This is a genomic window from Streptomyces sp. NPDC087310, from assembly GCF_044744405.1.
GTDB lineage: Bacteria > Actinomycetota > Actinomycetes > Streptomycetales > Streptomycetaceae > Streptomyces.
Genome location: NZ_JBIUYF010000006.1, coordinates 22,954 through 39,950, shown reverse-complemented (window position 1 = coordinate 39,950; position 16,997 = coordinate 22,954). Strand labels below are relative to the sequence as shown.

The window sequence follows — 16,997 nt, the reverse complement described above, 5'->3', positions numbered from 1 at the left end:
CGAGCCGCGATCAGGAAGGGACAAGGACGTGTCCAGAACTGGCAGGAACCGCGCGAGGAGACCCTTGCGTACAGCGCTCGTCGCGCTTCTCGGAGCGCTGGCGCCGTTGCTCGCGACGGTGTTCCTCACCGCGCCCATGGCCTCCGCCGCACCTCCCGGAGCACCCGCCGCACCTCGTCAGGCGCCCGCCGCGCCCGCCGCGCCCGCCGCGGCCCTCACCGAGGTCACCAACTTCGGCAGCAATCCCAGCAACCTCCAGATGTATCTGTACGTGCCGGACACGGTCGCCGCGCGCCCGGCGGTCCTGGTGGCCGTGCACTACTGCGGGGGCTCCGGGCCGGTGTTCCACTCCGGTACCGAATTCGCCTCGCTCGCCGACCGGTACGGCTTCATCGTCGTGTACCCGTCCGTCACCCGGGCCAGCAAGTGCTTCGACGTCTCCTCGCCGCAGGCCCTGCGCCGCGGCGGCGGGAGCGACCCGGTGGGCATCCGGTCCATGGTCGACTGGGCCACGCGTACGTACAGCGCCGACACCAGCCGCGTCTACGTCACCGGCGCCTCCTCCGGCGCGATGATGACCAACGTCCTGCTGGGCGACTACCCGGACGTCTTCGCCGCGGGCGCCGCGTTCATGGGCGTTCCGTTCGGCTGCTTCGCCACCACCGACGGCTCCGAGTGGAACAGCGCGTGCGCCAACGGTACGGTCAGCCGCACCCCCGCCGGGTGGGGAGACCTGGTCCGCGCCGCCTATCCCGGCTACAGCGGGCCACGGCCGCGCATGCAGCTCTGGCACGGCACCGAGGACGACATCCTGCGCTACCCCAATTTCGGGGAAGAGATCAAGCAGTGGACGAACGTCCACGGACTGGCCCAGACGCCGGCCGCGACCGACTCGCCCCAGTCCAACTGGACCCGTACCCGCTACGGCTCCACAGGCGACCAGGCGCCGGTCGAGGCCATCAGCCTCCAGGGCGTCGGGCACAACCTGCCCGCCGGGGGCATGGCCGCGCGCGTCCTCACCTTCTTCGGGCTGGACGGCGGCGGCACCGGGCCCGGCCCCGAGCCGCAGCCTGGCACCTGCCGGGTGGCCGTCACGATCAGCGCCTGGAACACCGGGCTGACCGCCTCCGTGACGGTCACCAACACCGGAACCACCCCGGTCAACGGCTGGAAGCTGGGCTTCACCCTGCCCTCCGGCCAGACCATCACCTCCGGCTGGGGCGCCACCTACGCCCCGGCCACCGGCGCTCTGACCGCCACCAACATGTCGTACAACGGGACGATCAACCCGGGCGCCGGTGTCACCATCGGCTACCAGGCGAACCACGGCGGCGGCGCGTCCGCGCCCGGCGCCTTCACCCTGAACGGAACTGCCTGCACGGTCGTCTGACCGGGCCGGTGTCACCACCCCGCGGGTCCGGGCGCGCGCGCCGGGGCCCGCGGGGAATTTCGGCCCGGCACACGTGTTGAACCGAGCGTGGCGATCGCGACGACGACGAAGTTCTCCGTACTGGACCGCTCCCGTACCCGGCAGGGCGTGACGGCCCCCGAGGCGCTGCGGGAGACCGTACGGTTCGCGCGGGAGATCGAGGCGCTCGGCTACCACCGCTTCTGGGTCTCGGAGCACCACAGCGTGCCGGGCGTGGCCGGTTCCGCGCCGACCGTGCTCGCCGCGGCCGTGGCGGGCGCGACCTCCACCATCCGGGTCGGCACCGGCGGGGTGATGCTGCCGAACCACCAACCGCTGGTCGTGGCCGAGCAGTTCGGTGTGCTGGAGTCCCTGTTCCCGGGGCGGATCGACATGGGGCTCGGCCGCTCCGTCGGCTTCACCGACGGCATCCGCAGGGCGCTGGGCCGGGACAAGCGGGACGCCGACGACTTCCCCGTACGGCTCGCGGAGCTGCTGGCCTACTTCACCGGTGACGGGACCGCACACCCCGAGGTGCACGCGCACCCCGCCGAGGGGCTGCGCCCGCCCGCGTTCGTCCTGGCGACCGGGAAGGGCGCGCGCGTCGCGGCCGGGGCGGGACTCCCGCTGGTCATCGCGGCCGTACGGGGCGAGGACGCGATGCTGCGGGCCGTCGAGGAGTACCGGCGCGACTTCCGGCCGTCCGCGTGGGGCGAGCACCCGTACGTGGTGCTCTCCGGCACGCTCGCGGTGGCCGCCACCTCCGAGGAGGCGCACCGGCTGCTGATCCCGGAGGCGTGGTCGACCGCGTACTCGCGCACGCATGGCGCGTTCCCGCCCCTCGCCCCGGTCGACACGGTCCTCGCGACGCCCATGACGGAGCGGGAGCGCGCGCTGTTCGAGGAGGCGCGGCGAGGGCAGACGGCCGGCACCGAGGAGGAGGTCGCTGCGGCCCTGGAGAAGCTGCTGGCCCGCAGCGAGGCGGACGAGTACCTGGTCACGACCAGTACGTACGACCGGGACGCCCTGCTGGATTCGTACCGCCGGCTGGCGGACCTCGTGGGGCTCGGGCCCGGCCCCGCGCGGACGGATTCCTGAGAATTCTCTGAGGTGTTGAGTATCCCGGCGTTCCTTCACGTACTTTCTGACGAACCGGCGACGCAGGCAGACAGAACCGCAGACGGAACCGGCGACGCAGAACAGCGCGAGGACAGCGCGGGACAGCGCGAGCAGCACGAAACGGGAGTTGGGCATGACGGAACCGCAGGGGACCGCACGGATCGTGGAACGCCGGACCGTCGGACGCAGAACGGTGGTCGCGGCGGCGGGCGCCGTGGGGCTGGGCGCGGCGCTGGTCGCGTGCGGCGGCTCGGACGACACGTCGGACTCCTCGGGCTCCTCGGACTCTTCGAACGGCGCGGCCGAGCAGCCGACGACCGGCGGCGACGCCGGAGCGGCCGGCGGCGGTGTTCTCGCGAAGACCACCGACATCCCCGAGGGCGGCGGCATGGTCTTCGCCGACCAGGGCGTGGTCGTCACCCAGCCCACGGCGGGCGAGTACAAGGCGTTCTCGTCCAAGTGCACGCACACGGGGTGCGCGGTGAAGGACATCGCGGACGGTGTCATCCACTGCCCGTGCCACGGCAGCCAGTTCAGCGCGGCGGACGGCAGTGTGAAGGCCGGACCCGCCACGAAGCCGCTGCCCGCGGCCTCGATCAAGGTCTCCGGAACCTCGATCACCCTCGCCTGACCACCGGGCCCCGCCACCAGGGGCCCGGTGAGCCGGTGGGTCCGTACCACCTTGGCGCCCCGGCGCCACCACAGACCGACGGCTGACGGACTTCACTTTTCGTCGGCAGCGGGTGAAGCCCGTCAGCCGTCAACCCCTTCGGTACGGGGGCCGTGCCCGTCCCGGCCGGTCACCTCGGCCGACACCCGGCCCAGCGCCCGCGCCGCCGCCCTGATCGACGGGCGGCGGTCGGCGTCCGTCCGCCACACGGCGGAGACATGCCGGTGCATCGCGTTCCGTACGGGGACCACGGCGACGCCCTCCGGCAGCGCGCCGCGCCCCAGCCGGGGCGCCACACAGACCCCGAGTCCTTCCGCGATCAGCGCGAGCTGGGTGTGGTACTCCCCCGCGAGATGCGCGATCCGCGGCTCGAACCCCTTCGAGCGCAGGGTGAACATCAGCCAGTCGTGGCAGAACTCGCCCTCCGGCCAGGACACCCAGTCGTCGTCCGCGAAGTCCTCCAGGTCCACCTCAGCCCGGCCCGCGAGCGGATGGCCGACCGGCATCGCCAGGTCGGCCGCGTCGTCCAGCAGATGCGCGGTCGCGAGGCCGCCGGGCACCGGCATCCGCTTGTTGCTCCAGTCCAGTACGACGGCGAGGTCGAGATCGCCCCTGATGACGCCCCGGACGCCGGCCTCGGGTTCCAGCTCGCTCGAACGGACCCGCAGCTCGGGGTGGTCCTCGCGGAGCACCCGGAGCGCGCGGGGGAACAGCCCGCGCGCCGCCGTCGGGAACGCCGAGATCCGTACCTCGCCGACCACCCGGCCGCGCTGCGCCTCGATGTCCGACTGCGCCACCTCGACCTGGGAGAGGATCCGCGCCGCGTGGTCGGCGAGGAGCCGGCCCGCGTCGGTGAGCCGTACGCCACGGCCGTTCCTGGCCAGGAGCTGCTGGCCCACCTCGCGCTCCAGTTTGGCCATCTGCTGGGAGACCGCCGAGGTCGTGACGTGCAGGCCGTCGGCGGCGCCGCTCACCGAGCCGTGCCGGGCCAGGGCATCCAGGGTCCGCAAGCGCTCCAGATTCAACATGTAAGCAATACTAATCAGAGGGGTGGTCAAAGTCTTGCTTGTTCTACGAGGTTCCTCGCGCCATCGTTGACGCCATGACCTCCGCCACCCCGGCCCACCCGACCCCGACCCCGACCCCGGCCCACCCGACCCCGGCCACCGATGCCGCTACCGATGCCGATGCCACCGGTTCCGCCGCACCGGTCCGCCCGCGTCCCGCGCTCGACTGGCGCATACGGTTCGCCGCGCTCGCGCTCATCTGGGGCTTCAGCTTTCTGCTGATCAAGGTCGGCACCCACGGCTTCGCCCCCTTCCAGGTCACCTTCGGCCGGCTCTTCTTCGGTACGGCGGTCCTGGCCGTCGCGATGGCGGTCAGGCGCGAGGGGCTGCCCCGGTCCGTGCGCACCTGGGGTCATCTCGCCGTCGCCGCGTTCCTGCTCAACGCGCTGCCGTTCTCGCTGTTCGCGTACGCCGAGCTGACGATCCCGTCCACGCTCGCGGGCATCTGCAACGCCACCTCCCCGCTCTGGGGCATGGTCCTCTCCCTGGTCGCGCTCTCCGAGGACCGGCCCACCCGCCGCCGGGTCGCCGGTCTCGGCCTCGGCTTCCTCGGGGTGCTGACGGTGCTGGGCGCGTGGCAGGGCTTCTCGGGGCTCGATCCGACCGGTACGGCGATGGCGCTGCTCGCCTCGCTGAGCTACCCGATCGGCTGGATCTACGTACGCCGCACCCTGGCGGGCAGCAGCGACTCGTACCTCTCCCTGACGGGTGCGCAGCTCTTCCTGGCCACGCTGCAACTCGCCGTGGTGACCCCGCTGTTCACCACGCTGCCGACCTCGTTCCCGGTGGGTCCGCTGCTGGCGGTGGTCGTGCTGGGCGCGCTGGGGACGGGGCTGGCGATCCTGCTCCAGTACGGCATCGTCGCCGAGGTCGGGCCGACCACCGGCCAGATGGTCACGTACTTCATCCCGGTGATCGCGACCGCGGCCGGTGTCACGCTCCTCGGGGAGCAGTTGAGCTGGAACACCCCGGTCGGCGCGCTGATCGTGCTCCTCGGGGCCGCGCTCACGCAGAGCCGGACCCGCACATCCCGCACATCACACCCGTCCCGCACATCACGGCGTACGGCGGCCCGTCAGCCGTAGCTGCGGGCGGGTGCGGGGCCCGCCGCCGACGCCACCGCGTCGGCGAGCGGCCCGATGTCGTCGGCCGTGACGGTCGACACCGTCAGCCGTACGCCCCGAGGCGCCAGGGTCGTGAAGCGCGCGCCGGGTGCGACCGCCCACCCGGCGTGCAGCAGTCGCGCGACCGCGCCGGTCTCGTCGGCCACCGGCACCCAGACGTTCATACCGCTGCGGCCGTGCGCCGCCACACCCCGCTCGGCCAGCGCCGCCACCAGCCCGCCCCGCCGCTCCCCGTAGGCCCGTGCGACGGCCGGTACGTCCACCGCTCCCGAGGTCCACAGGTGCAGGACGGCCCGCTGGAGGAGCCGGCTCACCCAGCCGGGGCCGAGTTGCTGGCGCCCGCTGACCCGGTCGACGGTCAGCGCGTCCCCGGTGAGCACCGCGAGGCGAAGATCGGGTCCGTACGCCTTCGCGGTGGACCGTACGAGCACCCACCGGTCGGTGACGCCCGCCAGTGGGTGCAGGGGCAGGTCCACGATGCTGTGGCCGTGGTCGTCCTCGATGAGCAGCACCTCGGGCCTGGCCGCGAGGAGGGCGCGCAGCCGGGCGGCCCGGTCGGCGCTCACCGACGCGCCGGTCGGGTTCTGCGCGCGGCAGGTGACGACGACCGCGCGGGCACCGGCGCGCAGCGCCCGGTCGAGGTCGGCGGGGAGCGGTCCTTCGTCGTCCACCCCGACGGGGACGAGCCGCAGCCCGAGCGCGGGGACGAGATCCAGCAGGCTGCCCCAGCCGGGGTCCTCCACGGCGACGGCGTCACCGGGGCGCAGATGCGCGGCCAGGACGCGTTCGATGGCGTCGAGCGATCCGGAGGTGACGGCGACAGGGCCGGGCGGCACGCCGTCGGCGTCCAGACCGGCGCGGGCGAGGCGCGCGAACTCCGGGTCGACGGGGTCCTGTCCGTACAGCCCCGGATGCGCGGCGTTGTGGCGCGCTGCGGCGGCGAGCGCGTCGTCCAGCGGGGGCAGCAGGGCCGGGTCGGGGTTGCCCTCGGAGATGTCCCGTACGCCGGGCGGCGCGTCGACGCGGATGGAGCCGCGGGCGGTACTCGCCGGGCGTGACCGTACGCGGCTGCCCCGGCGCCCGGCCGTCTCGATCACCCCCCGGTCGCGCAGGGCACGGTAGGCGGCGGCGACGGTATTGGGGTTGACCCCCAACTCTGTCGCCAACTCCCGCATCGGGGGCAGCGGTTGGCCCGGAGCCAGCTCACCGGAGCCGACCCCTCGCTCCACGCTGGCGGAAATCTCAGCGGCACCCCGGCCCGTGATCCGGTACTCTCCTAGCACAAAGAAGATTATGCACTAGTGCAATGGAGAACGCAAATGCCGCAGCCCACGGAGACCACCGAGACCACCGACATCGCCGATCCCACCGGGGCGGACACCGCCTACCGGCCCACGGCCCGCACCGTCCCCACCCGCGCCAAGGAGCGGGCCTCGTACGACCGCGAGCTGGTGCACGGGATCCTCGACGAGGCGTACCTCTGCCATCTCGGGTTCGTCCGCGACGGCGCCCCGGTCGTCCTGCCCACGCTCTACACACGGGTGGGCGAGCGGCTGTACGTGCACGGCTCGACGGGCTCACGCCCGCTGCGGATGGCGTCCGGTACCGGCACCGCGCCGGACCCCGGCCTCGCGGTGTGTCTGACGGTGACCCATGTCGACGGACTGGTGCTGGCGCGCGCCGCCTTCCACCACTCGATCAACTACCGCTCGGTCGTGGTCCACGGCACCGCCCACCAGGTCACCGACCCCGAGGAGCGGCGCACGGCGCTCGACGCGATCGTGGACCAGGCCGTCCCCGGCCGCTCCGCCGACTCCCGGCCCGCCAACGCCCGCGAACTGGCCGCGACAGCGGTGATCCGGCTCGATCTGGACGAGGTGTCCGCCAAGGTCCGTACGGGCGGCCCCCACGACGAGCCCGAGGACCTCTCCCTGCCGTACTGGAGCGGGGTCGTCCCTGTCGTACGGGGCTACGGCGCCCCTGTGCCGGCCGACGATCTCGACCCGTCCGTCGCGCTGCCCGGCTACCTCTCCGCCCGCTGAGGCGCCGCCGAGGGAAGCGCCGAAGGCGGCGCCTCCTCCGTCGTACCGCCCGTCCCCACGGCGATCGGTCCCGACGGCACCTTGGGCGTCGACGACTGGGCGATGAAGGCGCCGATGAGCACGACGGCGCCGCCGAGGATCTGCGGCGCGGACAGGTGTTCCCGCAGCAGCACCCAGGCCAGCCCGGTCGCGATGACCGCCTCCAGGCAGGCGACCACGCCCGCCACCTGCGGGGAGAGCTTGCGCACGGAGACCACTCCGGTGACGTACGCGAGCACGGTCGCGATCAGCACGATCCAGCCCAGCAGCAGCCAGGCCGCGACCTGCGAACCGCCGACGTCCACCGAGCCGCCGAGGAGCGAGAAGTCCATGCCCCACGGGCGGGCGACCACGGTCAGCACGACGGCGCCGACGAGCAGTCCGTACGCGATCACGCCGAGCGGATCGGGGGCGTCCTCCGCGTCGCCGCCCTGGTCGGACAGGACGAAGTAGCCGACCTGGCAGCAGGCGGCGCAGAGCGCGAGGAGCACCCCGACCGGGTCGAAGCCCAGCCCGGCCCAGACCTCCACCACACAGGCGAGACCGCCCACCGCGAGGACGACCCCCACCGCGGCGGCGCGGGTGACCGGGCGGCGCTGGACGAAGCGGACCCAGAGCAGGACGAGCGCGGGCGCGAGGTACTCGATGAGCAGCGCGACCCCGACGGGGATACGGGAGAGCGCGGCGAAGTAGAACGCCTGGACGCCCGCCACGGCCAGCAGGCCGAACCCGGCGAGGAGCGCGGGCCTGCGGCGCACCAGCGCGCGGTGGCGCCAGGCCACCGGAAGCATGACGAGTGCGGCGCCAGCGACCCGTAGCCAGACCACGTGGAGCGGGTCGAGCCCCGCCTCGATCAGCGGCTTGGCCGCGACCCCCGAACCACCGAATGCGAACGCCGAGCCCAGAGCCAGTGCCAGGCCGACGTTTCTCCCCTGAGACGCGTGCATGGCGCCATCATGACAGCTCGCGTCAGGAGCGTCATCCGCGTGACGCCTGTCGAGACGGGCCGCTCCCGGCGCCCCGGATCACAGCAGGCCGGAGAGGCGGGACAGCCGTCGCTCCAGCGTTCCGGCGTCGGCCCCGGCCCGTTCCAGCACCTCGACCGCGCGGCAGTCACGGTCGGCGAGCAGCGCGGCCAGCAGATCGAGCCCGCTGACGCGCGGCTCACCGTGGCGGGCCGCCCGGTCCAGGGCGCCCGCCATGGCGGCGAGCGCCTGCGGGGACCAGCCGGTCACGGCACGGTCCGCGGCGCCGCGCGGTACGGGCACCGCGGGAACGGATCCGGAGTCCTCCACCGTGGCCTGCCAGCGCAGCCCGTAACCGATGCTCCGCTGTACGAGATAGCCCATCACCCGGACCACCTGCTGATCGCCGCCGAAGACCTCCCGTACCCGCGGGTCCGTCTCCAGCAGGGAGTGCAGCAGATGGGCGGTGTCGACCTGGGCGTCCCCGACGCGCAGCGCTCGCCTGCGCGCGCCGGAGAGCACCGACACCAGCTCCGCGGTGAGCCGGGACTCGGCAGCGGCGCGGACCGGCGTGACGCCGGCGCGCTCAGGGGCGGGCTGTATCGGCACCAGCGGTGGAGGCTTCTGCACTCTCCCACCCCATCAGTCCCGCGCGCCCGGGTCATCCCCGAAGGGGAGCATCTTCACGTCCGACGGAGGGTGGGTACATCGGGACGAGTTCTCCTCCTTGCGGATGAGATTCCCCCGTTATTCCCTGATTCCCCCACCACTTCCCCTCTGCGCCTCCCCGAGCGAGGCCCCGCGTGGTCGCGCGAGTGAGGCCCCGCGGCTCGGGCCGCGGGGCCTCACTCTGTCGGCGACGGGGCGGTCAGCCCTCGTCGGCGAGGATCAGGTAGAGCTTCTTGCGTGATTCGTTGATGACCGCCAGAGCCTTCTCCCGCTGATCGGGAGTACCGGTCTTCCAGACCTGGCCGAAGGCTTCCATCAGCCCGAATCCGGCCTGCCGTATCTCGTTCATCGACTCCCAGTCGACACCGCGGCCGGCCTCTTCCCACGGGGCCTCGGGCCCCGATTCGGCCTCGGCGGCGCCGGCCTCGGTGAGGGTGAACAGCTTCTTGCCGCCCTCGCTCCGGCTGGTGATCAGCCCCTCGTCCTCCAGCAACTGGAGGGTCGGGTACACCGATCCCGGGCTGGGCCGCCAGGCCCCGCCGCTGCGCTCGCCGATCTCCTGGATCATCTCGTAACCGTGCATCGGCCGGTCCTTCAGCAGCGCCAGGATCGAGGCGCGCACGTCACCGCGCCGCGCCCTCCCCCGGCCTCCGCCGCCGCGCCCCCTGCCGCCCCCACCGAAGGGACCGCCGAACGGCGGCCCGAACGGCCCGAAGGCCCGACGCCGCCCCTCGAAGTCACCCCGGCCGGAAGGGCCGGGCCCGCAGTGACCGGGTCCCGGTCCGTGCTCGTGTCCGTGGTCATGTCCATGTGAACGCATCGCTACGCTCCCTTCATCGTTGATCTGTCGCGATGCGTCAACGATATATCGGAACCTGTCGCATGACAAGCCCGCCGAGGTGAGTGTCGGTCGGCTGTCGGCGGGGACAGTGATCTGTCGGCGGGATGTGGGCGGCGCCTGGGACCGTAGGAACTGGGCGTGGCCGGCTGTACATGTGCGGTCCCGCCCGCCTCCAGACCACTCCGAGCTTCCGGGAGCCCGCCATGCCCTCCGTACCCCCGTTCCCGCAGTGGGACGTCCACCGGCTGCCTCGCGCCGAGGGAAAGAGCTTCCTGGTCACCGGCGGCAACGCGGGCATCGGGTATTTCGTCGCCGAGCAACTCGCGGGCACCGGGGCCACGGTCGTTCTCGGCAGCCGCGACAGAGCGAAGGCCGAAGCCGCGATCGCCTCCATCAGCTCACGCGTCCCCGGCGCCGAGGTACGGCACCTGCCCCTGGACCTGGCCGATCTCGTGTCGCTCAAGGCATCCGTGGACGCGCTCGGTCTGGATCGCCTCGACGCCGTCGTCCACAACGCCGGCGTGGCGCTCGACCATCCACCGCGCCGCGAAACCACGGCCGGTCACGAGCTGATGCTCGCGGTCAACCACCTGGGGCACTTCGCGCTGACCCACCACCTGGCCCCCCTGCTCACGGCAACCCCGGGGAGCCGGATCGTCACCACCGGCAGCTTCGCCGCCAAGTCCGAACGCCTGGACCTCGACGATCTCCAGAGCACGCACGACTACCAGCCCAAGCGCACCTACGCGCGGTCGAAGTTGGCCCAGATGCTCTTCGCCTTCGAACTCGACCGCCGCCTGCGTGCCGCCGGCAGCACGACGTCGAGCGTGGTCGTTCATCCCGGCGGCGCGCTCGACTCCCTCACGCCTTCGCGCCCGCCGTTCCATGTCCGGACCACCGGCGAGCGGCTGCGCCATCTGCCGCTCGGCCTTCTCGTCCAGGGCAAGGACGCCGCCGCATGGCCCGCCGTCCGGGCCGTGCTCGACCCCGGTGTCCGCGGCGGCCAGATGTGGAGCCCCCGGCTGTTCGGACTGCGCGGTACGCCCAGGGTCGAACCCCTCTGGAACCACCTGGCCGACACCACGACCGCGGCACGTCTCTGGGCGGCCAGCCGCGAACTGACCGGCCACGACCTGACGTTCGTGGACGCCTGACCGGGCGAGATCGGACAAGCGGTGCCGCGTCCGGCCCTCAAGGCCCTCAAGGCCCTGAGGCCCTGAGGTCCTGAGGTCCTGAGGTCTTAAGGCCCTGAGGTCCTCAGGAGACCGCCGGATCGGCGAGGTCGAGCGTCACCTTCGACAGCGGGCAGCCGACGCAGGTCAGCACATAACCCTCGGCCTTCTGCTCCGGTGTGAGGCAGGTGTGCTCGGGCTGCGTGACCTCTCCGCTGCGTATCCGCACCATGCATGCGCCGCAGTTGCCGACCGTGCAGGAGTACGGCATGGGCAGTCCCGCGGCGAGAGCGGCATCGAGCAGTGTCTGGCCGGGCTCGACCACGGCGGCTCCGACGAGGCTCCCCTCCTTCTCGATTCTCATCTCCTGGGGTGCCGCGGCGGTGGGAGCGGCAGCGCCACCGGTGAAGCGTTCCTGGTGCATCAGTTCGTCCGGTACGCCGAGATGCCGCAGGACGTCCTGGACGGTGTCCATCAGCGCGTCGGGGCCGCAGACATAGTGATGGGCACTGTCGGACAGGGACAGGCCGGTGACCCATCGGCGGACGCCTTCGGTGTCGAGCCGGCCGTCGCGGCGGGTGAGGACGTGGGTGACCGTCAGCCGGTCCGGACAGTCCTTCTCCATGCGGGTCAACTCGTCGCCGAAGATGATGTCTTCGGGGCTCCGGCTGCTGTAGAGCAGATGGATTCCGCCGGCCGCCGCGGGATCGGACAGGCGGGTTCGGATCATGCTCATCATGGGGGTGATGCCACTGCCCGCCGCGATGAGCACCAGATGTTCAGGTGCCTGCGCCGGGGTGTGGAAGGTGCCGGAGGGGCCGCGTACCGCGAGGCGGTCCCCGGGGCGCAGACCGCGGTGGGCGTGTGTGGAGAAGCGCCCGCCCTCCACGTGCTTGACGGTGAGTTCCAGTCGGGTCGCGCCGGGGACCGAGGAGGCCGAGTAGGCGCGCCGTACCGGCTGCCCCTCCACGTCCGTGACCAGGGTGAAGAACTGCCCGGGGTGGAAGTCGAATCGCTCGGCCTCGCCGGCCGCGTCCTCGAGAACCAGGGTTCGGACGGTGGGCGTCTCCTGGCGTATCTCGCGGATGCGCACGGGGCGCGGCGGGCTCTCCAGCGCCTCGCCCGGGGAGGCGTCGTCGCGGTGAGCGGCAGCGGGGGCTCGGACGTCTTCGTAGCCCTCTTTGCGCAGTCCGGAGACGTAGGCGCGGTCGATGGCCTTCCGCATCAGCCAACTCACCCCCGGAACGGAGGTGATGAGCTTGATCAGCCATGCCGACACGCTCCCGGACCCGGCCGGGTCGGCGGCCAGATGGGCGCTGCCCAGGGCCATCATGTCGGGCGCCTGACCCTGGCCGGTCCGCCCGTCAGGCGTCCACAGGCGCGCACCGGACACGGCGTCGTTGCCGCTCACCTCGGCGTACTCCACGTCGATGAGGAGTGCGAGCTGCGGTGGCACCCCGCGCAGCGCCATCGTCTTCAGCAGCGCGGCGTCGTCGGTGATCGCGCCTCGCCCGTGGACGTGCAGCACGCCGCTGCGGCCGGGGACGAGCGCGGCGAGTGAAAGCCGGTCGTCCCGCACCAGGTTGTGCAGGGTGTCAGCGCGCTTGTTTCCCCTGCGGTCGGCGAGGACCAGGGTGCGGCCGTCCAGGATGCGGACGGCCGCCTGCCGCTCCCCGCGCGGGCTGGTGTCGCTGCCGCTGTCCGTGTCCCAGGTGGAGAGGGCCAGGAAAGGCGCGGCGGCCAGGAAGTCGCTCACGCCGGGTCCGGTCAACGGGCCCTCGCCCGGTACCGGCTCGGCTGCCCGGAACGGGGCGGGCGGCTCCCACAGGCCGGAGCGGATGACGGCCTGCGCGCAGTGCACGTACGCCTCGGTGATGTCCACGGCTGCCGCCCCGCCTTTGGGGGCGGACGCGGTGCCGTTGACGCGCAGCACCTCGCCCACGCCGGGCAGCAGGAAGAACAACGAGACCGGACCGTGCGCGACGGCCGGCCCGGGAACGGGGAAGGAGATCCGCTTCGGGGAGTGGACGCGCGCGAACCCGGGCGCGCCGCCGACGAAGGTGGTGCGGGCCGTGCCGTCGGCGTCCCGGTAGCCGAAGGCCGCGACCGGGCTGTGGGCCAGGACCTCGCGGCAGCCCGCGTCGAGGACGCCGATCTGCTTGCGCATGACGATCGCGGCCGGCCGGCCGATGACCGTCTCGACCTCGTCCACGGAGGAGAGCCGGTGCAAGGAGTACGGCCGGAGTGTGTGCTGCTGCATGGGAGTCCTGTTCACGGCCGCGCCCCCATTAAGTCGCTTCGCTTGTTTCCGCAGGTCATGGCAGTATTCTGAGCAAAAGCTCACCTCTTGGCTACTCGCTTTTCACCGCCCGGGAAGATCAACGGATGTCCTCCGCCGAACGCCGCCTCACCCCACGTCGCAAGCCTCGGCAGGTGCGTGCCGAGCTCACCCGTGAGCGCATCCTCACCTCCGCTGCTCACGTTTTCGCCGAGTACGGTTACGCCGCCGGCACCACCAACCGCATCGCCGAGCACGCCCGCATGTCCATCGGCTCGCTGTACCAGTACTTCCCGAACAAGTACGCCATCCTGGCCGAGTTGCTGGTCCGGCACATCGATCGCGGCGCCTGGAAGGGGGCCGAAGAGCTGGACCTGACCCCCGGCAGCCTGAAGGAGACGGTGCTGGCCCTGGTCCGCGACGCGATCGACCACCATCGCGACGACCCGCAACTCCTGCGGATCATGATCGAGGAAGCGCCGGTCTCCAGTGAACTGATCGAAGCGATCGACCGGCACGGCACGGCGCGGGTGCGTCAGATACGCGATGTGCTCGCCCGCCATCCGGACGTCCGGGTGCGGGATCTCGACCTGGCCGCGGAACTTGTCGTGGGAACGGTGGAGATGAATACCCACAAGCTCATGGCAACCCCGCATCCCCTCCAGGTCGAGAGGCTGGAGAGGGAGCTGACCGCCATGATCACTCGCTATCTGCACGGTGACGGGTAGCCGGCTGGTACGGGCTCGTCGCGTCGTTCTCCCGTCAGCGAGCGAACTTCTCGACGGCCTCCGGGGTGACCGGGGTGAAGAAGTTGACGAGGTTGCCGTCGGGGTCGCGGAAGAGGAGCGCGCGGTTGCCCCAGGGCATCGTGGTGGGCTCGTTGACGAAGTCCTCCACGAAGCCGGTCAGGTTCGCGTACACGGTGTCCACGTCGTCGACGAGGAATTCGAGGATGACGCTGTGGTTGTCGGCCGGGCGGGCGGATCCGGGCGCGAACAGGGGGACGGTACGGGTGCTGCCGATCGCGAGGGTGGCCGAGGCGGTCCTCAGCTCGGCGAAGTCATCGTTGGACCAGCTCGCCCGCACTCCGGTGACGCGCTCGTAAAAGGTGACGAGGCGGGCGACGTCGTCCGTGATGACGCGGACCGAGACGAAGTTCATGGGTTCTCTCCTGGTTGATCGATGTGATCGATGAGGCCGATCGATGCGGCTGATTGATGCGGCCGATCAATGCGGTGATCGATGCGGTGATCGATGCCTCTGAACGCACACTACGATCCATACCGGACAGAATCCGCCCGGTATCCGCGAGAGACTTCTCGGCATGTCCCGACCCATCGCTCGCGTACTCACCCTGCTGGAGCTCCTGCAGTCGGGAGGCATCCGGACCGTGGCCGAACTGGCCGATCGGCTCGACGTCGACGAGCGCACGGTACGGCGGTACGTCGACCACCTCCTCGACCTCGACGTGCCCGTCGAGTCCGTGCGCGGCCGCTACGGCGGCTACCGGCTCGCCTCCGGATACCGCATGCCGCCGCTCATGCTGAGCGACGACGAAGCGCTCGCCGTGCTGCTCGGCCTGGTCGCGGGCCGGCGGGCCGGCCTGATGACGGCCACCGGCACGGCGAGCGAGACGGCGGCGGCCAAGGTCCGGCGGGTGCTGCCCGAGCGGCTCGGCCGCAGACTCGACGCCGTACTCGGCTCTCTCGCCTTCACGGCTCCGCCCGGTGAGCCGGCCGCCCCGGAGACCGGGGTCCTGCTCCCGATCGCCGACGCGGTACGCCATCACCGGCCGATCTCGATCCGGTACACCGCCGCCGACGGCCGGCGCAGCGAACGCACGCTGCACCCGTACGGGCTCGTCGCCCACTCGGGCAGGTGGTACGTGACGGGCGCGGATCCCGCGATCGGTGAGGACCGGACGTTCCGGCTGGATCGCATCGACGGGGCGAGGACCCTGCCCGGCGCGTTCGATCCGCCCGCCGGACTCGACCCGGCGGAGCACGTCCTGACCGGGCTCGCCACCGCCCCGTACCGCCACGAGGTGACTCTGCGGATCCAGGGGACGGCCGAGCAGATCCACACCCGGCTTCCCGCCGGCATCGCGATCGTGGAGGAGTCACCGTCCGCGGACCGCGCGGACGCGGAGGCGGACGCCACGCAATGGTCCCGTGTCGAACTGCGGGTGGAACGGCTCGACTGGCTGCCTGCCGTGCTCGCGTCGCTGGACCGGCCGTTCGTCATCGAGCGACCGGACGAACTCCGCGACCTCGTCGAGGCGCTCGCCGGCAGACTCGCCGACTCGGCCCGGCGAAGACCGCCTCGCACCTGACGGATCGGCGAGGCCCCGTCCCTGCCGGAACGTGCCCGCTCCGGCCCGTTCCGCTGTCCGCTGTCCGCTGTCCGCCATGACGGCACCGCACTACCGTGCCGTCATGGATCTCTTCTCACGCTCCTGGACGGCGTTGCGCACGGCGGTCGCCGAACTCTCCGACGAGGACTTCGGACAGCCGTCCGGCTGTACCGGCTGGCTCGTACGGGACCTGGTCTGCCATCTGGTCATCGACGCCCAGGACGTCCTGATCACCCTGGCGACCCCGGCCGAAACGGAACCGACCCGCGACGCGGTGACCTACTGGGAGGTCACCGGAACGCCGCCGACGGGCGACGACCCGCTCGACGCGCTGACCGTCCGGCTGGCCGCCGCGTACGAGGATCCCCGGCTGCTCATGTTCCACCTCGACGATGTCGGCTCCGCCGCCGGCCGTGCCGCCGGACTCGCCGACCCGCGCCTGCGGGTGGGCACCCGCGACGTGGTCCTCACCGCGGCCGACTACCTGTCCGCGTACGTCCTGGAGTGGACCCTGCACCATCTCGACCTGGTCGCGTACCTCCCGGACGCGGCACCACCGCCGGCGGAGGGGCTCGCCCGGTCCCGCGAGATGCTGGAGAGGATCGCCGGGGCCGCGTTCCCCGCGTCGTTCTCCGACAAGGACGCCCTGCTCGTCGGCACCGGTCGGCGCGCGCCGACCGGTGCGGAGAAGGCCGGACTGGGCGAGCTGGCCACGACACTCCCGCTCGTCCTCGGATGACCGTCCGAAGGACCAACTCGGTCGTGGCCGGCCCCCCTGTTCACGGCCGTCAGTCGAGACAGAACTCGTTGCCCTCGACGTCCTGCATCACGAGGCACGACTCGTTGAATCCATCGGCGACCAGGAGGTCCCCGCGCACCGCGCCGAGCGGGAGCAGTCGTGCGCACTCGGCCTCAAGCGCTGCCAGGCGCTCCTCGCCCACGAGCCCGGTGCCGACCCGCACGTCGAGATGCACCCGGTTCTTGACGGCCTTGCCCTCGGGAACACGCTGGAAGAACAGCCGCGGGCCCGCACCTGAGGGATCGACACACGCGAACGCCGAGCCCTGACGCTCGGGCGGCAGCGAGCGGTCGAAATCGCCCCACGTGGCAAACCCCTCCGGCGGCGGCGGTACGACGTACCCCAACACCTCGCACCAGAAACGAGCAACGCGCTCGGGTTCCGCGCAGTCGAAAGTGATCTGGACCTGCTTGATCGACGCCATCCGGCCACCCTATCCACCCGAGGACCG

General features: G+C 72.0%; 17 protein-coding genes. 9 read left to right on the top strand and 8 right to left on the bottom strand.

Annotated elements, in window-relative coordinates; all coding sequences use genetic code 11:
* The first annotated feature begins 28 nt into the window (after positions 1–28).
* From ACIO3P_RS23025 to ACIO3P_RS23015, 3 genes are all read left to right on the top strand, one after another.
* Positions 29–1,390, top strand: a complete 1,362-nt coding sequence (locus ACIO3P_RS23025) for a PHB depolymerase family esterase (protein ID WP_401851859.1) — start codon at positions 29–31, stop codon at positions 1,388–1,390.
* Between the two features lie 87 nt (positions 1,391–1,477).
* On the top strand, positions 1,478–2,506 hold the full coding sequence (locus tag ACIO3P_RS23020; RefSeq protein ID WP_401851856.1) for an LLM class flavin-dependent oxidoreductase: 1,029 nt from the start codon (positions 1,478–1,480) through the stop codon (positions 2,504–2,506).
* A gap of 154 nt (positions 2,507–2,660) precedes the next feature.
* A complete protein-coding gene (locus ACIO3P_RS23015) occupies positions 2,661–3,158 on the top strand; it encodes a Rieske (2Fe-2S) protein (RefSeq protein ID WP_329823297.1) in 498 nt (165 codons plus the stop codon).
* A 122-nt stretch (positions 3,159–3,280) separates the two neighbouring features.
* Here ACIO3P_RS23015 and ACIO3P_RS23010 read toward each other — a convergent pair whose 3' ends face one another.
* Positions 3,281–4,225, bottom strand: a complete 945-nt coding sequence (locus ACIO3P_RS23010) for a LysR family transcriptional regulator (RefSeq protein ID WP_329823299.1) — start codon at positions 4,223–4,225, stop codon at positions 3,281–3,283.
* A 38-nt stretch (positions 4,226–4,263) separates the two neighbouring features.
* Here ACIO3P_RS23010 and ACIO3P_RS23005 point away from each other — a divergent pair, with 38 nt between their 5' ends.
* On the top strand, positions 4,264–5,349 hold the full coding sequence (locus ACIO3P_RS23005; RefSeq protein ID WP_401851852.1) for a DMT family transporter: 1,086 nt from the start codon (positions 4,264–4,266) through the stop codon (positions 5,347–5,349).
* Here the strand turns inward: ACIO3P_RS23005 and ACIO3P_RS23000 are convergent.
* Entirely contained in the window at positions 5,340–6,671 is a 1,332-nt protein-coding gene (locus ACIO3P_RS23000; RefSeq protein ID WP_401851849.1) for an aminotransferase class I/II-fold pyridoxal phosphate-dependent enzyme, read from the bottom strand. The genes ACIO3P_RS23005 and ACIO3P_RS23000 overlap by 10 nt on opposite strands.
* A gap of 36 nt (positions 6,672–6,707) precedes the next feature.
* On the opposite strand from ACIO3P_RS23000, the gene ACIO3P_RS22995 reads away from it, so the two are divergent.
* A complete protein-coding gene (locus tag ACIO3P_RS22995; protein WP_401851846.1) occupies positions 6,708–7,430 on the top strand; it encodes a pyridoxamine 5'-phosphate oxidase family protein in 723 nt (240 codons plus the stop codon).
* Here ACIO3P_RS22995 and ACIO3P_RS22990 read toward each other — a convergent pair.
* From ACIO3P_RS22990 to ACIO3P_RS22980, 3 genes are all read right to left on the bottom strand, one after another.
* Entirely contained in the window at positions 7,412–8,416 is a 1,005-nt protein-coding gene (locus ACIO3P_RS22990; protein ID WP_401851843.1) for an EamA family transporter, read from the bottom strand. The genes ACIO3P_RS22995 and ACIO3P_RS22990 overlap by 19 nt on opposite strands.
* Before the next feature lie 78 nt (positions 8,417–8,494).
* Entirely contained in the window at positions 8,495–9,064 is a 570-nt protein-coding gene (locus ACIO3P_RS22985) for a Clp protease N-terminal domain-containing protein (protein ID WP_401851840.1), read from the bottom strand.
* 238 nt (positions 9,065–9,302) lie between these two features.
* The gene (locus ACIO3P_RS22980) at positions 9,303–9,923 is read right to left on the bottom strand and encodes a PadR family transcriptional regulator (RefSeq protein ID WP_329823306.1); all 621 of its coding nucleotides are present in this window, start codon (positions 9,921–9,923) and stop codon (positions 9,303–9,305) included.
* A gap of 224 nt (positions 9,924–10,147) precedes the next feature.
* On the opposite strand from ACIO3P_RS22980, the gene ACIO3P_RS22975 reads away from it, so the two are divergent.
* On the top strand, positions 10,148–11,098 hold the full coding sequence (locus ACIO3P_RS22975) for an SDR family NAD(P)-dependent oxidoreductase (protein ID WP_401851837.1): 951 nt from the start codon (positions 10,148–10,150) through the stop codon (positions 11,096–11,098).
* A 103-nt stretch (positions 11,099–11,201) separates the two neighbouring features.
* Here the strand turns inward: ACIO3P_RS22975 and ACIO3P_RS22970 are convergent, their stop codons facing one another.
* Entirely contained in the window at positions 11,202–13,376 is a 2,175-nt protein-coding gene (locus ACIO3P_RS22970) for a 2Fe-2S iron-sulfur cluster-binding protein (RefSeq protein ID WP_401851834.1), read from the bottom strand.
* Positions 13,377–13,501: 125 nt separating this feature from the next.
* On the opposite strand from ACIO3P_RS22970, the gene ACIO3P_RS22965 reads away from it, so the two are divergent.
* Positions 13,502–14,122 carry a TetR/AcrR family transcriptional regulator gene (locus tag ACIO3P_RS22965; protein ID WP_329823311.1) on the top strand — a complete coding sequence of 207 codons (621 nt, stop codon included), beginning with the start codon at positions 13,502–13,504 and terminating at the stop codon, positions 14,120–14,122.
* A gap of 34 nt (positions 14,123–14,156) precedes the next feature.
* On the opposite strand, the gene ACIO3P_RS22960 is transcribed toward ACIO3P_RS22965, so the two are convergent.
* Positions 14,157–14,555 carry a VOC family protein gene (locus tag ACIO3P_RS22960; protein WP_401851832.1) on the bottom strand — a complete coding sequence of 133 codons (399 nt, stop codon included), beginning with the start codon at positions 14,553–14,555 and terminating at the stop codon, positions 14,157–14,159.
* A gap of 163 nt (positions 14,556–14,718) precedes the next feature.
* Here ACIO3P_RS22960 and ACIO3P_RS22955 point away from each other — a divergent pair, with 163 nt between their 5' ends.
* Together ACIO3P_RS22955 and ACIO3P_RS22950 are read left to right on the top strand one after the other, a co-directional pair.
* Positions 14,719–15,726, top strand: coding sequence for a helix-turn-helix transcriptional regulator (locus ACIO3P_RS22955; RefSeq protein ID WP_401851829.1), 1,008 nt, complete (start codon positions 14,719–14,721; stop codon positions 15,724–15,726).
* A gap of 103 nt (positions 15,727–15,829) precedes the next feature.
* Positions 15,830–16,486, top strand: coding sequence for a maleylpyruvate isomerase N-terminal domain-containing protein (locus tag ACIO3P_RS22950; RefSeq protein ID WP_401851826.1), 657 nt, complete (start codon positions 15,830–15,832; stop codon positions 16,484–16,486).
* A gap of 49 nt (positions 16,487–16,535) precedes the next feature.
* On the opposite strand, the gene ACIO3P_RS22945 is transcribed toward ACIO3P_RS22950, so the two are convergent.
* Positions 16,536–16,970, bottom strand: coding sequence for a VOC family protein (locus ACIO3P_RS22945; protein ID WP_401851823.1), 435 nt, complete (start codon positions 16,968–16,970; stop codon positions 16,536–16,538).
* Positions 16,971–16,997 lie beyond the last annotated feature (27 nt).

Bases quoted from the DNA above. Each gene is read 5' to 3' on its own strand.
- ACIO3P_RS23015 (WP_329823297.1), top strand. From the start codon at position 2,661: ATGACGGAACCGCAGGGGACCGCACGGATCGTGGAACGCCGGACCGTC.
- ACIO3P_RS23010 (WP_329823299.1), bottom strand. From the start codon at position 4,225: ATGTTGAATCTGGAGCGCTTGCGGACCCTGGATGCCCTGGCCCGGCAC.
- ACIO3P_RS22995 (WP_401851846.1), top strand. From the start codon at position 6,708: ATGCCGCAGCCCACGGAGACCACCGAGACCACCGACATCGCCGATCCC.
- ACIO3P_RS22990 (WP_401851843.1), bottom strand. From the start codon at position 8,416: ATGCACGCGTCTCAGGGGAGAAACGTCGGCCTGGCACTGGCTCTGGGC.
- ACIO3P_RS22980 (WP_329823306.1), bottom strand. From the start codon at position 9,923: ATGCGTTCACATGGACATGACCACGGACACGAGCACGGACCGGGACCC.
- ACIO3P_RS22975 (WP_401851837.1), top strand. From the start codon at position 10,148: ATGCCCTCCGTACCCCCGTTCCCGCAGTGGGACGTCCACCGGCTGCCT.
- ACIO3P_RS22970 (WP_401851834.1), bottom strand. From the start codon at position 13,376: ATGCAGCAGCACACACTCCGGCCGTACTCCTTGCACCGGCTCTCCTCC.
- ACIO3P_RS22965 (WP_329823311.1), top strand. From the start codon at position 13,502: ATGTCCTCCGCCGAACGCCGCCTCACCCCACGTCGCAAGCCTCGGCAG.
- ACIO3P_RS22960 (WP_401851832.1), bottom strand. From the start codon at position 14,555: ATGAACTTCGTCTCGGTCCGCGTCATCACGGACGACGTCGCCCGCCTC.
- ACIO3P_RS22955 (WP_401851829.1), top strand. From the start codon at position 14,719: ATGTCCCGACCCATCGCTCGCGTACTCACCCTGCTGGAGCTCCTGCAG.
- ACIO3P_RS22950 (WP_401851826.1), top strand. From the start codon at position 15,830: ATGGATCTCTTCTCACGCTCCTGGACGGCGTTGCGCACGGCGGTCGCC.
- ACIO3P_RS22945 (WP_401851823.1), bottom strand. From the start codon at position 16,970: ATGGCGTCGATCAAGCAGGTCCAGATCACTTTCGACTGCGCGGAACCC.